The organism is Gardnerella sialicivorans subsp. sialicivorans (assembly GCF_056746795.1).
The window spans coordinates 98,994-114,369 of sequence record NZ_JBWPXA010000001.1; the positions used below are offsets into that span (position 1 = coordinate 98,994).

At 45.4% G+C, this 15,376-nt stretch carries 15 protein-coding genes; 9 read left to right on the forward strand and 6 right to left on the reverse strand.

What is annotated here, in order from left to right; genetic code table 11:
• Window positions 1-124: 124 nt before the first annotated feature.
• The 5 genes from AC1EKB_RS00295 to AC1EKB_RS00315 form a co-directional block, all read right to left on the reverse strand.
• Window positions 125-895 (reverse strand): exonuclease domain-containing protein, encoded by a 771-nt coding sequence (locus AC1EKB_RS00295; RefSeq protein WP_481248506.1) that lies wholly within the window; start codon window positions 893-895, stop codon window positions 125-127.
• Between the two features lie 208 nt (window positions 896-1,103).
• Window positions 1,104-1,178: a 50S ribosomal protein bL37 gene (locus tag AC1EKB_RS00300; protein WP_369803150.1), complete on the reverse strand. Its 75-nt coding sequence runs from the start codon at window positions 1,176-1,178 to the stop codon at window positions 1,104-1,106.
• Between the two features lie 69 nt (window positions 1,179-1,247).
• Window positions 1,248-1,748, reverse strand: coding sequence for a Cys-tRNA(Pro) deacylase (gene ybaK / locus AC1EKB_RS00305; RefSeq protein ID WP_004130002.1), 501 nt, complete (start codon window positions 1,746-1,748; stop codon window positions 1,248-1,250).
• 127 nt (window positions 1,749-1,875) lie between these two features.
• Complete coding sequence (gap, locus tag AC1EKB_RS00310; protein ID WP_481248507.1) at window positions 1,876-2,931, reverse strand: type I glyceraldehyde-3-phosphate dehydrogenase; 1,056 nt, start codon at window positions 2,929-2,931, stop codon at window positions 1,876-1,878.
• A gap of 196 nt (window positions 2,932-3,127) precedes the next feature.
• Complete coding sequence (locus tag AC1EKB_RS00315; RefSeq protein ID WP_481248605.1) at window positions 3,128-3,865, reverse strand: thiamine diphosphokinase; 738 nt, start codon at window positions 3,863-3,865, stop codon at window positions 3,128-3,130.
• A 245-nt stretch (window positions 3,866-4,110) separates the two neighbouring features.
• Here AC1EKB_RS00315 and infC point away from each other — a divergent pair, with 245 nt between their 5' ends.
• The 5 genes from infC (at window position 4,111) to AC1EKB_RS00340 (ending at window position 8,193) form a co-directional block, all read left to right on the forward strand.
• A complete protein-coding gene (infC, locus tag AC1EKB_RS00320; protein ID WP_481248508.1) occupies window positions 4,111-4,878 on the forward strand; it encodes a translation initiation factor IF-3 in 768 nt (255 codons plus the stop codon).
• Window positions 4,859-5,053, forward strand: a complete 195-nt coding sequence (rpmI, locus tag AC1EKB_RS00325) for a 50S ribosomal protein L35 (protein ID WP_004132712.1) — start codon at window positions 4,859-4,861, stop codon at window positions 5,051-5,053. Before infC ends, rpmI begins: the two co-directional genes overlap by 20 nt.
• A 55-nt stretch (window positions 5,054-5,108) precedes the next feature.
• Entirely contained in the window at window positions 5,109-5,492 is a 384-nt protein-coding gene (rplT, locus tag AC1EKB_RS00330) for a 50S ribosomal protein L20 (RefSeq protein ID WP_004114536.1), read from the forward strand.
• 273 nt (window positions 5,493-5,765) lie between these two features.
• Window positions 5,766-7,196, forward strand: a complete 1,431-nt coding sequence (glmM, locus tag AC1EKB_RS00335; protein WP_481248509.1) for a phosphoglucosamine mutase — start codon at window positions 5,766-5,768, stop codon at window positions 7,194-7,196.
• A 343-nt stretch (window positions 7,197-7,539) separates the two neighbouring features.
• On the forward strand, window positions 7,540-8,193 hold the full coding sequence (locus tag AC1EKB_RS00340) for a peptide deformylase (RefSeq protein WP_004130015.1): 654 nt from the start codon (window positions 7,540-7,542) through the stop codon (window positions 8,191-8,193).
• Window positions 8,194-8,262: 69 nt separating this feature from the next.
• On the opposite strand, the gene glnA is transcribed toward AC1EKB_RS00340, so the two are convergent.
• A complete protein-coding gene (gene glnA / locus AC1EKB_RS00345) occupies window positions 8,263-9,699 on the reverse strand; it encodes a type I glutamate--ammonia ligase (RefSeq protein ID WP_016819218.1) in 1,437 nt (478 codons plus the stop codon).
• Window positions 9,700-9,843: 144 nt separating this feature from the next.
• Here glnA and AC1EKB_RS00350 point away from each other — a divergent pair, with 144 nt between their 5' ends.
• From AC1EKB_RS00350 to AC1EKB_RS00365, 4 genes are all read left to right on the forward strand, one after another.
• Window positions 9,844-11,463 (forward strand): AI-2E family transporter, encoded by a 1,620-nt coding sequence (locus AC1EKB_RS00350; protein WP_481248510.1) that lies wholly within the window; start codon window positions 9,844-9,846, stop codon window positions 11,461-11,463.
• Window positions 11,460-12,686, forward strand: a complete 1,227-nt coding sequence (locus tag AC1EKB_RS00355) for a glycosyltransferase family 2 protein (protein ID WP_481248511.1) — start codon at window positions 11,460-11,462, stop codon at window positions 12,684-12,686. Before AC1EKB_RS00350 ends, AC1EKB_RS00355 begins: the two co-directional genes overlap by 4 nt.
• Window positions 12,687-12,834: 148 nt before the next feature.
• Window positions 12,835-13,698 (forward strand): ABC transporter ATP-binding protein, encoded by an 864-nt coding sequence (locus tag AC1EKB_RS00360; RefSeq protein ID WP_481248512.1) that lies wholly within the window; start codon window positions 12,835-12,837, stop codon window positions 13,696-13,698.
• 20 nt (window positions 13,699-13,718) lie between these two features.
• Complete coding sequence (locus tag AC1EKB_RS00365) at window positions 13,719-15,371, forward strand: hypothetical protein (protein ID WP_481248513.1); 1,653 nt, start codon at window positions 13,719-13,721, stop codon at window positions 15,369-15,371.
• Window positions 15,372-15,376 lie beyond the last annotated feature (5 nt).

Sequence of the window (15,376 nt, forward strand, 5' to 3'; positions counted from 1 at the left end):
TTATTTTATTTGATTTTATTTTATTTTAGTTGTGCTTATTTGATGTGTGGCTGCTTGCGATTTTTCCGCGCGCAAATTGTGTAAATTGTGCAAATTGCACAAAATGCGCGCGAATCGCCATTAATCACAACCAGCTTCCTTCGCTAGCTGGTCTTCCTTTAGACTTAAGCCAGCTATCAAAGCTTAATTTCCACTTTGCGTAAGCGTCTCGCTGCCAAGTCATAATCTCGCATAGCTTAAGATTTGCAACGTTTTCGTGCAACTCGCTTATAGGCTCAATCAAATCAACTGCAGCAACTGTATCTGCTGTAGCATCGTGAAAATTGCCAATTGGCTCCACTCCATAAAATTGCGTTGTGTACGTAAGTGTGCGTTTGCCAGTGCGCTTAGAAATAGCTCTGTCTATAACAAGTGGGTCTACAACAAGCATCTCGCCGTCATTAACCGTGCTTTTTGGGCGATTTTGCAACGAATCAAGATTCCATCTTTGCAAATCATGGTTTAGCATTTTAACGTCAAAAGGCGCATTGTATGCAAGAAGTGGAATATTCTTGCTTTGTGCAAGGCTAATGGCTTTTCCAAGCAATTCGATTTCTTGAGTTGGATCGCCTCCGTTTTCTTGCAAAAACTCGTTCGTAAAGCCGTTTACTTCGCTTGCTTTAGGGTTGATTGGCTTATGCGGGTTTACAAGCCACGTTGCAATAACGTCATTGTTACGCCCGCGCGCTGGGTCTCTAAAAACGAGCGTTGCGGAGCATATTGAATCACTGCCAATAATCGCGCCCGTTGTTTCTGTGTCGAAGCCAAGCAGCATTGATTTGCACAATGTTGTGTTTTTATCTTGCTGCGATGCTTTTTCTAGTGCTTCTAGCAACTCATCTATGTTCTTTGCCATGCAATAATCCTAGAATGCAGCGAAGACCCTTGCGCGTGCTTAAGTCTTTGATTGTTTAAGTGTTTGATTGTTTGAAGATTCGATGTTTTGACTATTCGGCGATTTGACGATTCGATTAAAAATCACGTAAACAAAAAACCCACGGTAATAAATCCGTGGGCTTTTAGTTACAAATTTATACGCAAATCAAACGTATTAAGCATTTGCATTAAGCATTTGGCCTTTTGCCGTGATTTGCTGCCTTTTTGCGGCGAGCCTTGCGCTTGCGTCCACGCATACCCATAATAAACTCCTAACGATTAAAATGAACAACCTTACGGATTATCGCACGTTGCCACGACGTTTGCTAGTTTTAAGCTAGAATATTTGCCACAGTTGCGTTAAGCAAGCTAACCAAATCGTTTGGATTTAGAACAACGTCTAGTCCGCGTTTTCCTCCAGAAACAAGAATCTCGTCAAAGTGCATAACGCTAGCATCCAGAACGGTTTCGTGATGAGTGCGCTGACCAAATGGGCTGATTCCTCCAACAACATAGCCACTTTCTCGTTGAGCTACATCCGGGCTAGTCATGCTTGCTTTTTTGGCATTTACTGCGCTAGCAATTGCCTTCATGCTTAATCGGGCGTTTACTGGCACAATGCCGACTACGCGCTTTTCGCCTGTGTCTACCATAAGCGTTTTGCAAACTTGTTCAGCATTTACGCCTAACTTTTGCGCTGCTTCCATGCCGTAGCCGTCGTCCATGTGATCTGCATCGTGCTCGTAATCAACAACGCGGAATGTGATTCCAGCGTTTTCTAGCTGTGCGATTGCTGGCGTTGCTTTGCCTGTTGCAGCATGTTTTTTGCCCATTTTTACCCCCGTGTGCAATGCGTTGCGAAAACCCCCTGCGATGAGTCACCGCAAGGGGTTTGTAGCTTTATTTAGCTTTACTAGGCTATCTTTACTAGCCTAGTAAGCTTTATTTGTTTCGCTAATTTTACTCAGCAATCTCAGCGAAGTAAAGCAATGTGCGAATCATGTTAGCAGTAAAGCCGTACTCGTTGTCGTAGAAGGTAACGGTACGAGCCAAGGTTACGCCGTCAACAGTGTTAACGTCGGTTTGGGTTGGATCGAAAACGCCACCGTGGGTGTCGCCGATGATATCGGAAGACACGATGCTGTCAGCATTGTAACCGAAGTACTCGCAGTTTTCGAAAGCCTTCTTGAAGGCTTCGTTGATTTCTTCGGTGGTTGCTGGCTTCTCGAGAACGGTAGTCAACTCGGTAACGGATCCATCTGGAACCTGAATACGCTGAGCGTGACCCTGAAGCTTGCCATTAACCTCTGGAACAACCTTGCCGATTGCCTTAGCAGCACCAGTGGAGTGCTCGATTGTGTTGCAAGCAGCAGAACGGTTGTTGCGTGGCTTGGAGCCGCGTGGGCCGTCGAGAATCATTTGGGTGCCAGTGTAAGCGTGGATAGTGGTCATAAAGCCGGACTTAATGCCCCACTTATCTTGCAAAAGCTTAACCATTGCAGCCATGGAGTTGGTGGTGCAAGAGCCAGCGGACACAATGTTGTCGGTTGGCTTTAAGATCTCTTGGTTCACACCAAACACAACGGTTGGGGTGGTTTCGTCTTTAGCAGGAGCAGAGATAAGAACCTTCTTAGCTCCAGCGTTCAAGTGAGCCTGGGACTTTTCTGCAGAAGTGTAGAAGCCAGTGCACTCGAGCACGAACTCAACGCCATCGTTCTTAACCCATGGAATGTTGTTTGCGTCTTTTTCGGCGTAAACCTTGTAGGTCTTGCCATCTACCACGATTGCGTCTTCGGTAGAAGTCACCTCAACTGGGGTGCCATCGTCGTGGCGGAAAGTGCCATGAGTGCTGTCGTACTTAAGCAAGTAAGCAAGCATTGAAGGAGTGGTCAGATCGTTGATGGCTGCGACTTCAATATCGCCAGCTTGACCGCCGCGAGCTTGAAGCTCAAAAATACGACGGAATGCCAAACGGCCGATACGTCCAAAGCCGTTAATACCAATCTTGACTGTCATGTGGAATCTCCCTTGAGTGAAACCTCAACGCACGGTTTTTGCGATTTTTCGCGATTTTTAACAATACGTTTTCGGTTTTCGTTATTAAACTAACGTGTCCATTTTAATGTGCGGTATGTACTACGTTAGTGCATCATTTTGTACTACACTTGCGCAAGTTTTGCCTTGCTGCATCGCGCATTTGCGATTATTTACGCTATTTTGGCGAAACGGCGAGAGCGCTTGAAATGCTAGTGTTTATATCTCCCAAATCGCCAACTGGACGCTTAAACCAGCTGACTTGCGGCAGTGGAGCGTCTATAGGGAATGTGATTACAAGAGTGCCTTCGTGAACGTCAATATGCGCAGGAGTGTCGTTTAGTAACTCGTTGCTTAGGCCTTGAACGGCATCGCCATACATAGTTTCGTGCTGAAGTTGATATTTAAGCCCAATCTCGTTTACATCGCTAGAAATAGGCGTGTGTGAGAACACAGAAACCATGCGTCCTTCGGGCCCATTGGACGCAGGAAAGTCGAGGGAACCGTTGTGAATTGCTGTAACAATCGTTCCGTCTCCATACAAGAATCCGATTCCACCTCTAACGGCAAGTCGAACCATAAGTTGAATGTTGGAAATCGTGTGGTCAACGCGTCCGCCTAATCCGCCAAAAATATGGAATTCTCTAGATCCTTTAGACCAGCCAACTTTAAGAGCAGAAAGCAAATCAGGGTCATCTTTTTCGGCAGGAAGTCGCGTAATCGCAGCGTCTGTTGGGAGCTTTAATCGCACAGAGTCAAAGTCGCCAATTAGAGCATCAACATGCAAACCAAGTCTGCACGCATGATCCCAGCCACCATCTGCTGCAATAGTTAAAGCGCGATCAGGAACGTGTTCGCGCGTATGGTCGTAATAATCTCCAGCTGCTAAAACAACGCAGCGCTTCAAAGGCTCCATAGTCATATAATATCGCGCGCGCGGAATTGCGATTATATAGCGTGTTTTGTTGATATTTAATGCGACTTGTTTAGTATTTTTGAGCATGTTTGACTATTGTCAAGTCTCCAAGTAAAATAGACATTTGGCTTGAGTAATCAAGAAAGTGGTATATCCCACCTGGAAGCCTAAAGGGTTTCGGGTTCATGACTTCGGTCACGTGGCAATATGCTTGCTACAGCGCTATTCTTGAGCGCATTTGATTGATGTTTGAACTTGAATTTATCTTTGACCTTTTGGTGTGCTGTTCCACTGTTTTAACAAGGATTGGAGTCATCATTAGCGACGAACCACGCATTAACGAAGAGATTCGCGTCTCACAAGTACGCCTTATCGGTCCGAAAGGCGAGCAGGTGGGTGTTATTGCGACCTCGGTAGCGTTGAACCTGGCAAAGGAAGCAAACCTCGATCTTGTAGAGGTTGCGCCTACTGCTAAGCCTCCTGTAGCCAAGCTTATTGACTACGGTAAGTACAAGTACAACGAGAAGATTAAGGCTCGTGAAGCGCGTCGTAATCAAAGTACGGCCGAGATTAAGGAAATTCGTTTCCGACTCAAGATTGACGACCACGATTTCGACGTTAAGAAGGGTCATGTTCTTCGATTCCTAAATGGTGGAGACAAAGTAAAAGTCACCATTATGCTGCGCGGCCGCGAGCAGTCGAGGCCTGTAGGTGGAGTTGAGTTATTGCGTAGGCTTGCAGATGAGGTTTCCGAAAGTGGAACCGTGGAGTTTGCCCCTAAGCAGGAGGGTCGTAACATAATAATGACTCTCGCCCCTAAGGGTAAAAAGATTCATACTCAGTCTGAGCAGCGTCGTAGAGGCGCCGAATCGCGCGCAGAGCGTCAAGCTCGTCAAGCAGCACGACTTGCGGCAAAGCAAGAGGCTCAGGCAGCGGCCGATGTGTCCGCAAAAGCTTCTGTAGAATCTGATCAGAATCATAAGGAGGGCAGCAATGCCGAAGATGAAAACTAATTCCGCAGCGTCCAAGCGCGTTCGCCTCACCGGCACTGGTAAGGTAATGCACGATGGTAGCGCAATGCGCCACAACTTGGAGCATAAGTCTGCTCGTAAGCGTCGTGCTTTGTCTGCAGATAAGGTTTTAGCTACAGCACAGAGCAAGAATTTGAAGGGCTTGCTAACTAAGTAAGTTGCAGTAAAACGAAGACGCAATTAAAAATTTTTAAGAAAGCTGAGGAATACTTATGGCACGAGTAAAACGCGCAGTTAATGCTCACAAGAAGCGTCGCGTTGTTCTTGATAGGGCTTCGGGTTATCGCGGTCAGCGTTCCCGCCTTTATCGCAAGGCAAAGGAACAGCTGCTTCACTCATTTACTTATAACTTCCGCGACCGCAAGGCTCGCAAGGGCGATTTCCGCAAGTTGTGGATTCAGCGTATTAACGCTGCTGTTCGCGCAGAAGGAATCACCTACAACCGCTTTATTCAGGGTTTGCGCTTAGCTGGCATTGAATTGGATCGCCGCGCTTTGGCTGAGCTTGCTGTTAGCGACGTTGAAACCTTTAAGGCAATCGTCGAAGCTGCTAAGGCTGCTTTGCCTGCAGACGTTAATGCTCCAGTAGAAGCCTGATTTTAGATTATCGGTTTTATTTGAGTGATTTAATCACTTTAAGAATTAGATAGCATTAAATAAAGCATTAAATATTAAGTCCGTCTTTTTTAGGCGGGCTTAATTTTTTTTGTGGTCTTTTTTGTGTCTACGATATTGAGCCTATAATCCTATTTTTGGGTGATTAATTGTTAACTACGCAAGTCGTAGTGTGCAATTGTGGCGCGTCTAGCGTATTGCAGAGTAAAATGGAACGCAGTGTGTTTTTTGAAATCTAATTGAAAGAGTCTGATTATGCCAAATATGTTCGGTACCGATGGCGTTAGAGGATTAGCGAATCGCGATTTAACTGCACAATTAGCGCTAGATTTAGGCGATGCTGCCGTTCGAGTTTTAGGAGAATCAACAGAATCAACAGAATCAACAAGTGAGTGCGATTCTAATAATCGCGTTGCACAAACAAAAATGCACGCTAGGAGAAGGGCGCTGGTTGGTCGCGATACTCGCGTTTCTGGTGATTTTCTAGCGTCTGCTTTAGCTGCAGGCATGAGTGCAGGCGGATTTGACGTTATAGACGCTGGCATAATCCCAACTCCTGGTGTGGCCTTTTTGACTTCTGTTCTAAACGTAGAAATGGGTGCCGTAATATCTGCTTCGCATAATCCAATGCCTGATAATGGAATTAAGTTCTTTGCACGCGGTGGTTTTAAGCTTCCAGACAGTAAAGAAGATGAGATTGAGGCGGTTTTAGGCAAGGATTGGCAGCGTCCTACAGGCAGTGGTGTTGGGCGAATCAGCCACGATACCACTACAGCTACAAATCTTTATATTGATCATCTTGTTTCTTCTGTAGCACCTTTAAGCAGTGAATCTTCTACTCGTCCTAAGCCGCTTGCAGGTCTTAGAGTAGTGGCAGATTGCGCAAATGGTGCAACGTCTGTAGTAGCTCCAGAAGCATTGCGCAGAGCTGGCGCAGAAGTGATTGTGATTAACGCATCTCCAGATGGCTACAACATTAACGATCATGCTGGTTCCACGCATCCCGAGCAATTGCAAGCTATGGTTAAGGCATCTAAGGCCGATTTGGGAGTAGCTTTCGACGGAGATGCGGACCGATGCTTGGCTGTAGATGAAAACGGAAACATGGTTAATGGCGACCAAATTATGGGCATTCTTGCGCGCTCTAAGAAAGCCGAAGGCAAGCTGAATCATAATACTCTTGTTGTTACTGTAATGAGTAATCTTGGATTAAAGCTTGCGCTAAAAGACATGGGCATTTCCACTGTTCAAACAAGCGTTGGAGATCGCTACGTTCTAGAAGAGATGCTTAGAGGCGATTATTCTCTTGGCGGCGAGCAGTCGGGGCACGTGATTAATCGCGAGTTTGCAACCACGGGAGACGGCACGCTTACAGCGCTTACGTTGTGTCGAGAAGTTGTGCGAGAGGGCAAGAAGCTTTCGCAAATGGCTGCCGACTTCCCGCAGCTTCCACAATGCCTAGTAAATGTGCCAAACGTAGATAAGATGGCTGCTAAAACAAATGCTGCTGTTCTTAATGCAGTAGATAAGGAGAGCGCGCTTTTGGGAGACACGGGTCGCGTTCTTCTTCGTCCAAGCGGAACTGAGCCACTTGTGCGCGTTATGTGCGAAGCTGCAACGCAAGAGCAGGCAGATGAGGTGTGCGCGCGTCTTGCACAAGTTGTAACGGATAATCTTAAGCTGTAGATTTTCCCGAGAATGTTGTTCAAATCGGCATATTGAGCTACAAAGTCGGGAATAGCGCTCGCGCGTTACAGCGCGCTCACGTCTTCGCCGCGCAGAAGCAGTGCTTCTGCCTTGAGCGGCTCAGCGCTCCGAATTACCTTTTCGCGCTACGCTTCTCAAGCGAAAAGGTAGGTCGTCGCGCACTTTTGTTGTTAGACACGCCGTCTAGAGCTACAAAAAGCGGATAATCTTGATATACTAGCTCTTTTGGTATTGTTGTTGATATATATGCCATTAGCAATAGTCGAATTTAGATTTATAGATTACTTTAGAAGTTTTATGAATCGCCTGGTAAAGGAGTCCTATGTTTACGCATCACGCAAGTGTCGATACTAAGCTTAGCCGCGCAGTAGAGCGACTTTTGGATTCTGCTACAGAAGATGGTGTTTTGTCGATTGTTCAAGCAGGGGAGCCTGTTTTAAGGCAGCGCACGGTTGCTTACGATGGTCAGCTTACGCGCGCAACGCTTAACAAGCTTATTTCGCTTATGCACAGCACTATGCTAGACGCTCCAGGAGTTGGTTTGGCCGCTCCGCAAATCGGTCTTGGCTTAGCGATTGCGGTTGTAGAAGATCACGTTAGAGACGACGAAGACGACCCTAGAGATATTGCGGAATTGCCATTTAGGGCGATTATTAACCCGCACTATGAGCCAATTGGCACGCAAACGCGCAGCTTCTACGAGGGCTGCTTAAGTGTTGCAGGGTATCAAGCTGTTCGTCAACGCTGGCTAGACATTCAAGCCACTTGGCAAGACGAGGATGGAAAGCAGCATTCGCAGCGCTTGCATGGTTGGCCAGCGCGAATCTTCCAGCACGAGACGGATCATTTGCGCGGTGAGCTTTACATTGATCGCGCAGAAATGCGCTCGCTTTCTAGCGACGAAAACCTTGAGGATTATTGGGCAGATGAGGCTGTTCCTGTAAACGCTGCTAGAACACTAGGCTTTGCGATTTAAAATAAAAGACGAATGCAAAATAAAATCCCCCACAAGTTTTCTTGCGGGGGATTTTATTAATCACAAATATCAGATATGGAAGTAAAGCTCGTACTCAAGTGGCGTTGGAGCCAAACGAGCCATATCCATCTCCTCATGCTTTAGATTAAGCCAAGTTTCAATCAAGTCGCTAGTAAACACATCGCCTTGCATAAGGAAGTCGTGATCTTCTTCCAAAGCTTGCAAAGCCTCGCCAAGCGAAGAAGGAACCTGCTTAATGCCGTCGTGCTCTTCTGGAGGAAGCTCGTAAAGATCTTTATCAACAGGAGCAGGAGGCTCAATGTGGTTCATAATGCCGTCTAAGCCAGCCATAAGCTGAGCAGAGAACGCCAAGAACGGGTTGCAAGAAGGATCTGGCGCGCGGAACTCAATGCGCTTAGCAGCAGGAGCCTCTCCAGCAAGAGGAATACGAATAGCTGCAGAACGGTTACGAGCAGAGTAAACCAAGTTTACAGGAGCTTCGTAGCCTGGAACCAAGCGGTGATAAGAGTTAAGCGAAGGATTTGTAAAAGCAAGCACAGAAGACGCGTGCTTAATCAAGCCGCCAATGTACCAACGCGCAATATCGGAAAGCTGAGCATAACCAGTTTCCGCATAGAACAATGGCTTGCCATCCTTCCAAAGCGACTGATGGCAGTGCATGCCAGTTCCGTTATCTCCAGCAATTGGCTTAGGCATAAACGTTGCAGCCTTGCCAGCCAAAGCAGCAGTCTCGTGAACAACGTACTTGTACTTCATTAAGTCGTCGCCAGCGTGAACAAGCGTGTTGTAACGGTAGTTAATCTCCTGCTGGCCTGCGCCGCCAACCTCGTGGTGGGAACGCTCAAGAATCAAGCCAACCTTTTGAAGATTGTAAACCATGTCGTCGCGCAAGTCTTGGTTGTGATCAACAGGTGGAACAGGGAAGTATCCGTGCTTTACGCGGTTCTTAAAACCAATGTTATTGCTGCCATCGTCTTCGGTGTCTATGCCAGAATTCCATGGAGCCTCGTTAGAATCCACCTCGTAGAAGGAACGCTGCATGTCGTTTGCAAAACGCACCTTGTCGAAAATAAAGAACTCTGCTTCTGGAGCAAAGCTTGCGGTATCGGCAATGCCAGTGGCCTTTAAGTAGGCTTCGGCTTTAATTGCAACTTGGCGAGGATCCCTAGAATAAGGCTCGTCTGTTACAGGATCCACAATCGAAAAAGCAACGTTCAAAGTCTTGTGCTTGCGGAATGGGTCAATGTATGCGGTGTCTACGTCTGGAATAAGCTTCATGTCGGATTCGTTAATAGCCTGGAATCCTTGCATAGAAGAGCCGTCGAAGGCCATTCCATCTGTAAATGCGCTGTTTAAGAACTCGCTTGCAGGCACAGTAAAGTGCTGCTGAACGCCAATCAAATCAGTAAATCGAACAGATACGTACTCAATGCCTTCTTGCTTAATCAAAGCCTCGGCATCTTCTTTAGTTTGCAAAGTGGTCATGCCACGATCCTTTCATAAAAATCTCAGTAAATAGTTTAGATTGTTGCATAAGATTTTGGATTTCAGCGACTCGACTATCTGGTTACGATTGTGTTACACGCTTTGTTGATTGTGTTACACGCTTTGTAAAGTACAATGGAATTTATGACAAATAAAGAAAACTACGAAAGCCGTATGGATAGCAACGGCACAAGCGCAAAAATCGACTTAGCTTCGATTTTTCCAGCTAAGGGAGATAATCGCAGGCCTCCTGATTGGCTAAGTCGCGCGCTTATGTATGCGGTAATCGCCGCGTTTGTTGCGATTTTTGTTTGGTTCGCGTGGGGAAGTATAGCTTTTATAGTTTTCGACGTTGTAATCTCCATTTTTATAGCGTTGGCAATAGAGCCACTTGTTGTGCGCCTTATAAAACACGGTTGGAGTAGGGCTTTTGCGTCTTTGGCAAGCTTGGTTGGGCTGCTTGTGGTTATTATTTTGCTGCTTGTTCTTTTTGGCAATCTTTTTGTGCAACAGGCTGTTTCCATGGTTCTTGGTTTACCTGATTTATACAACCAATTTGCGCATTTTGTGTTAAATTCCACTGGATTTAGGATGCCGAATATCGAGCAGCTTGGAATGGAGATTTTGCGCAACATTCAAACATCGTGGGTTGTGGATTTTGGCGGTTTTGCACTTAACACCACCTGGGGTTTGATGGCCGCTTTGCTTGATTTGCTTACCATTTTGATGGTTACTTATTATATTTCGGCTGCAGGTCCTGCAATGCGCCGAAGTGTGTGCCGCCTGCTAAATCCTAAGTCTCAAAGGCGATTCTTGTTTATATGGTCGGTTGTTCAAGAACAAATATCTAGCTTCTTGTTCTCGCGCACAATTTTGGCTGCGATTAATGCAACGGGTACTGCGATTTTCCTAATATTTATGAAAGTTCCGTACTGGCTTCCGCTTGCGCTGTTTTGTGGAATAGTTTCGCAATTTGTGCCTACGATTGGTACGTATTTAGGCGGAGCTTTGCCAATTGTGTTTGCTTGGGGTTCCAACGGTTTTGCATCCGCTTTGGCTGTTCTTATTTTTGTTACGATTTATCAGCAGATTGAAAACATGGTTATTTCTCCTAAGATTTCCGAGAAAACAATGGACTTAAATCCTGCTGTAGCATTTTTGTCGGTGTTGATTATGGGTGCTGTTTTTGGCGCTCTTGGCGCGTTTTTGGCTCTTCCTGTTACTGCCAGCTTGCAAGCTATTCTTAAGGTTTGCACAAAGCAGTATAAGCTTGTTGATTCTCCATTAATGAACGATCCAAAGCCTAATCGCAAGTCGATTATGGTTACGAGTGTTGAAGCGATTGGCAATAGTTTTGTAAAGCCTGTTAAAGATAGTGTGCTTAGAGTTATGAAAGGCTCGTCTTCTAGAGTTTCGATTAATGAAGACATTATGTATTGGTATAAGCAAGCTTATGTTTCTTCTAGTGATGCTAACGAAAATCAAAATTCCCAAGAAGATTCTGGATATATTGCTACTATGGCGATTTCGCGCGATGTTTTAGACGCTGTAAATAAGGATATTGCTAAGAAGCGTGCGGAAAATTCGGGTTTGGATAAGTCGCAAGCAGCCGATGAATCGCAAGCAGCCGACGTGTTGCATGCAAATGCTAAAGGTAAGTCGCAAGATAAGTCGAAAGCAAATAAATCTGCTACAATTCCAAACGAAAGTAAAAACAAAAAATCGAACACAAACACAAATCCACGAAGCGGGTGGAATAAATGATTCTTTTGTCTATTTTCGACGTTTTAGTAATTATAATCGGCGTTAGTAGCGTTATTTACCAAGGCGTTTGTGCAGTTGCGTCACTTGTTGCAAAGCCAGTGGTTTTCCCTCCAGCGCCAATGGACAAGCATTACGCGGTTTTAATATCTGCGCGAAATGAGGAAGCTGTAATCGGCAATCTTATAGAGTGCATACAGCATCAAACTTATAATCAACAGCTAATAGATATTTGGCTAGTTGCCGACAATTGCACAGATACCACTGCGCAAGTTGGGCGAAATTACGGATGCAATGTTATAGAGCGATTCGATAAGCAGCATATTGGCAAGGGCTACGCGCTTAGCTACCTTTTGGACCACATAATGGAGCTTGGAAAAGACAAAGATTACGACGCATACTTTGTTTTTGACGCCGACAATAAGCTGGATTTGCATTATTTTGAAGAGATGAATAAGGGATTCCACGCAGGGTATCAGATTTTAACAAGCTACAGAAATTCCGTGAACCTATCGGATAATTGGGTGTCTTCTGGGTCCGCATTGTGGTTCATACGCGAATCGCGATTTACCAACAATTCGCGCATGCTTTTTGGGTCTAGCTGCCACGCAGGCGGAACGGGATTCATGTTTTCGCGCGAGATTATGCACAGAAATCGTGGGTGGAAGTTCCATCTTCTTACAGAAGACCTTGAGTTTACAATGGACTCGATTTTGCATGGCGACAAAGTTGGCTATTGCGGGTCAGCGGTTCTTTACGACGAGCAGCCTGTATCGTTTAGGCAAAGCTGGAGGCAAAGACTGCGTTGGAGTAAGGGCTTCTTGCAAGTGTTCCGATATTACGGAGCGGCTCTTATACGGCACGGAATTCGTGAGCGCGATTTTTCGTCTGTTGACTTTACGCTTATGCTTTGCCCGTTTATGGTGCTTGCGATTATTCGCCTTATACTCGGATTTATATTTGCAGCATTTGGATTTGTTACGTGGGCAAGTCAGATTGATTCAACGCTTAGCTTTATAACTACTACTGTTACAAGCGTTTTGGGCATGATGGTGTTTGTTTCGCTTACCATTCTTGTAGAACACGATAAGCTTGGGGCCACTAACAAAGAGCTTTTTGCGTACGCGCTTAGCTTCCCGATTTTTATGCTTTCGTATGTGCCGATTGCGTTCCAAGCTGTGTTCTCTAAGAGCGAGTGGAAGCCGATTCATCACACGGGGCGATAGTTTTGCTGCGTTCTGCGCGAACGACATGACCTGCCTCGTAGTGTGTTTATACGCAAGATATGAGATAATGGAATCCTTGATATAAACGTGCGATTGCGCAATTAATGTGGCGCAATACGTGCGTTTATCTGTATGTTGCGAGGTTTATATGGTGGATTCTGTTCCAGTTTTTGGTGCAAACACTTATTCGAGTGATGCAAGTGATAGCAATTCAGAAGTTCCTGCGGTTTCTATTCGCGGATTTGTTAAGACTTTTGGTAAGAAAGTTGCTGTAGATAATCTTTCGCTAGATATTCCAGCAGGCTCTTTCTATGGATTAGTAGGCCCTAATGGTGCTGGCAAAACTACTACTATTAAGATGCTTACGGGCTTGCTTATGCCAGATGCTGGCTCGGCTTCGATTTTTGGCAACGATGTTTGGAGTGATGTAAATAGCGCTAAGCGTGCAATCGGTTTAATGCCTCAAGCAGACGAGATTTTTAAGACGATTACTGGCCTTCAGCTTTTAACTTACGCTGGCATGCTTCGCGATATGAGTCGCGCGGAATCCGTAAAGCGCGCAAACGACTTGCTTTCTGCTTTCGACTTAACAGAAGCTGCAAACACTATGGTTTCGGACTATTCAACTGGTATGACTAAGAAGATTTGCCTTGCAACAGCAATGATTCACAGCCCTCGTGTGCTTGTGTTGGACGAGCCTTTTGAGGCAGTGGACCCTGTTTCTAGCGCGAATTTGAAGGATATTCTCGCCGAGTATGTTTCTACTGGCGGAACGGTGATTATTTCTTCGCACGTTATGGAATTGGTTGAAAAAATGTGCTCGCACGTGGCAATTATTAACGAAGGTCATGTTGCGGCTGCTGGCACTCTTGAAGAGGTGGCTCAGGGCAAAGATCTTGAAGATCGCTTCATGGAGCTTGTTGGCGGGCGTCACGCGGCTGCGCGCATTGACTGGCTTAATGGCGGCGAGTCTTATAACGCAACGCCAATCGCAAGCAACCACAACGCGTGAGCGAAGGGCGGTAAGTAATCATGTCTATGATTTTTACAATGGTTCGCCTTCGTTGGGCGCTTACTTTTTCCGTTATGCGAAAGTCGATTTGGCAAAAAATCGGCTTTGGTATATCAATTGTTTTTGGACTTGCGATTATATGTGCTCTTGGTTTTGCAGGCTGGGAAGCAGGAAAGTATCTTAATCCAGGAATGCTTGCAGACGCTAAAGATTGGCAGGAATTCCAATTGATTCCAATAATGATTGCGTCGATTGTGTCAATTTTTACGCTGTTTATAAACCTGTTTATGTTAGGCAGCGACACAACGCTAAAATCGCGTAGTTTTGCGCTTTACGGTATTCCTCACGTAAAGCAGCAAGCTGGCATGCTTCTTGGCTCCCTTTTTGGAGCGATTTCAATAAGCTGCACAATCGCGCTTGCTTTGTGGTCTTTAGCGTACAGAAACTTTGGAATTGTGCCAGTTTTAGTAAGCGTAATTGCAGCTCCGCTTTACGTTGCAACAATCGTGTCTTTAAGCAAAATGCTTATTGAGCTTTTGGACACTATTTTAATAAACAAGCGTTCAAGAAACATTTTTTACTTTGTTATTTTTGTGGCGTATATGCTTTTTGTTGCGTCAATGAATACGCATAGCCCCTCGTCAATTGTAATTTCGCTAGGTACAAGTTTCTGCGCTGTGTCTGCTTTTACTCCATTAAGCGCTGCTATGGCTTTGCCTCTTGACGTCATTAATGGCAATTGGCTTGCGCTTGTTATTCGCTTCCTTATTTGCGTTGTAACGATTGCTGCTTGCTTTGCAATCTCTGTATTTTGCGCAAAATTAGAGCCTAAGCTACTTCGCGGTGAGCAAAAAACAGTTGTTAAAACTAAGGGAATCGGCTTCTTTGCATCAGTTCCAGACAACATAGTTGGTGCGATTATTGCTCGAATTGTTAGCGTTATGAGAAGAGATATGCGTCAACTGTTTTTGCTTATTGCGCCGCTTTTTATGCTGGTAGTTGCAGGAGGAACTAGTTTTAATGCTAAAGGATTTGGTTCTATAGCACAGGACATAGGTGTTTCTGGCTGGATGATATATGCTGCGACGCTTATGGGAATGGTTGTTGGAAACAATATTGCATACGATGGAACATCTTTTACTATGCATGCGATTATTGGCGTAAAAGGTTTGCACGATCGTTTAGCGCACGCAATAGTTTGGTCCGTGATTTGCGCTGTGTACTTTGCAATTCTTGGAATAGGGGTTTACGCTTTCCTTTTCTTTGTAGCAAATGTTCAGCAAAATATGAATGCAGTTATGTTCCAAACTCTTTCTCCAATCGGAGTAGCTTTTGCTACCATAGGCATTGGCTTAATTTCTTCGTGCATTGCAATGTACCCTGTAGCGTCAATCGAAAAGCCATTTTCTAGGCCGCAAGGAAGTGCTGGCGGGCGAAGTTTTGCAGCTATCGGCTTTATGCTTCTTTCTGTAGTTTGCATGATTCCTTCGGCTGCGGCTGTGATTGCGTTTATTATTCTTGCGCCGCAACTGCTGTGGATTGCATGCATTCTGTTCGTAGTGAACGGCGCAATTGTGTTGGCTGTTGGCGTAATTATTGGTGGCAAAGTAATGGATAAGCGCATGATTCGTATTGTAGAAAACTTGCGCAGATTTGCCTCGATTACTGCTTGAGTATT

What these genes read in the sequence shown, in the direction of transcription:
- AC1EKB_RS00365 (WP_481248513.1), top strand. Translation starts at nt 13,719, where the DNA reads ATGTCTATGATTTTTACAATGGTTCGCCTTCGTTGGGCGCTTACTTTT.
- rpmI (WP_004132712.1), top strand. Translation starts at nt 4,859, where the DNA reads ATGCCGAAGATGAAAACTAATTCCGCAGCGTCCAAGCGCGTTCGCCTC.
- AC1EKB_RS00340 (WP_004130015.1), top strand. Translation starts at nt 7,540, where the DNA reads ATGTTTACGCATCACGCAAGTGTCGATACTAAGCTTAGCCGCGCAGTA.
- infC (WP_481248508.1), top strand. Translation starts at nt 4,111, where the DNA reads ATGTTTGAACTTGAATTTATCTTTGACCTTTTGGTGTGCTGTTCCACT.
- gap (WP_481248507.1), bottom strand. Translation starts at nt 2,931, where the DNA reads ATGACAGTCAAGATTGGTATTAACGGCTTTGGACGTATCGGCCGTTTG.
- ybaK (WP_004130002.1), bottom strand. Translation starts at nt 1,748, where the DNA reads ATGGGCAAAAAACATGCTGCAACAGGCAAAGCAACGCCAGCAATCGCA.
- AC1EKB_RS00315 (WP_481248605.1), bottom strand. Translation starts at nt 3,865, where the DNA reads ATGGAGCCTTTGAAGCGCTGCGTTGTTTTAGCAGCTGGAGATTATTAC.
- AC1EKB_RS00360 (WP_481248512.1), top strand. Translation starts at nt 12,835, where the DNA reads ATGGTGGATTCTGTTCCAGTTTTTGGTGCAAACACTTATTCGAGTGAT.
- AC1EKB_RS00355 (WP_481248511.1), top strand. Translation starts at nt 11,460, where the DNA reads ATGATTCTTTTGTCTATTTTCGACGTTTTAGTAATTATAATCGGCGTT.
- rplT (WP_004114536.1), top strand. Translation starts at nt 5,109, where the DNA reads ATGGCACGAGTAAAACGCGCAGTTAATGCTCACAAGAAGCGTCGCGTT.
- AC1EKB_RS00350 (WP_481248510.1), top strand. Translation starts at nt 9,844, where the DNA reads ATGACAAATAAAGAAAACTACGAAAGCCGTATGGATAGCAACGGCACA.
- glmM (WP_481248509.1), top strand. Translation starts at nt 5,766, where the DNA reads ATGCCAAATATGTTCGGTACCGATGGCGTTAGAGGATTAGCGAATCGC.
- glnA (WP_016819218.1), bottom strand. Translation starts at nt 9,699, where the DNA reads ATGACCACTTTGCAAACTAAAGAAGATGCCGAGGCTTTGATTAAGCAA.
- AC1EKB_RS00295 (WP_481248506.1), bottom strand. Translation starts at nt 895, where the DNA reads ATGGCAAAGAACATAGATGAGTTGCTAGAAGCACTAGAAAAAGCATCG.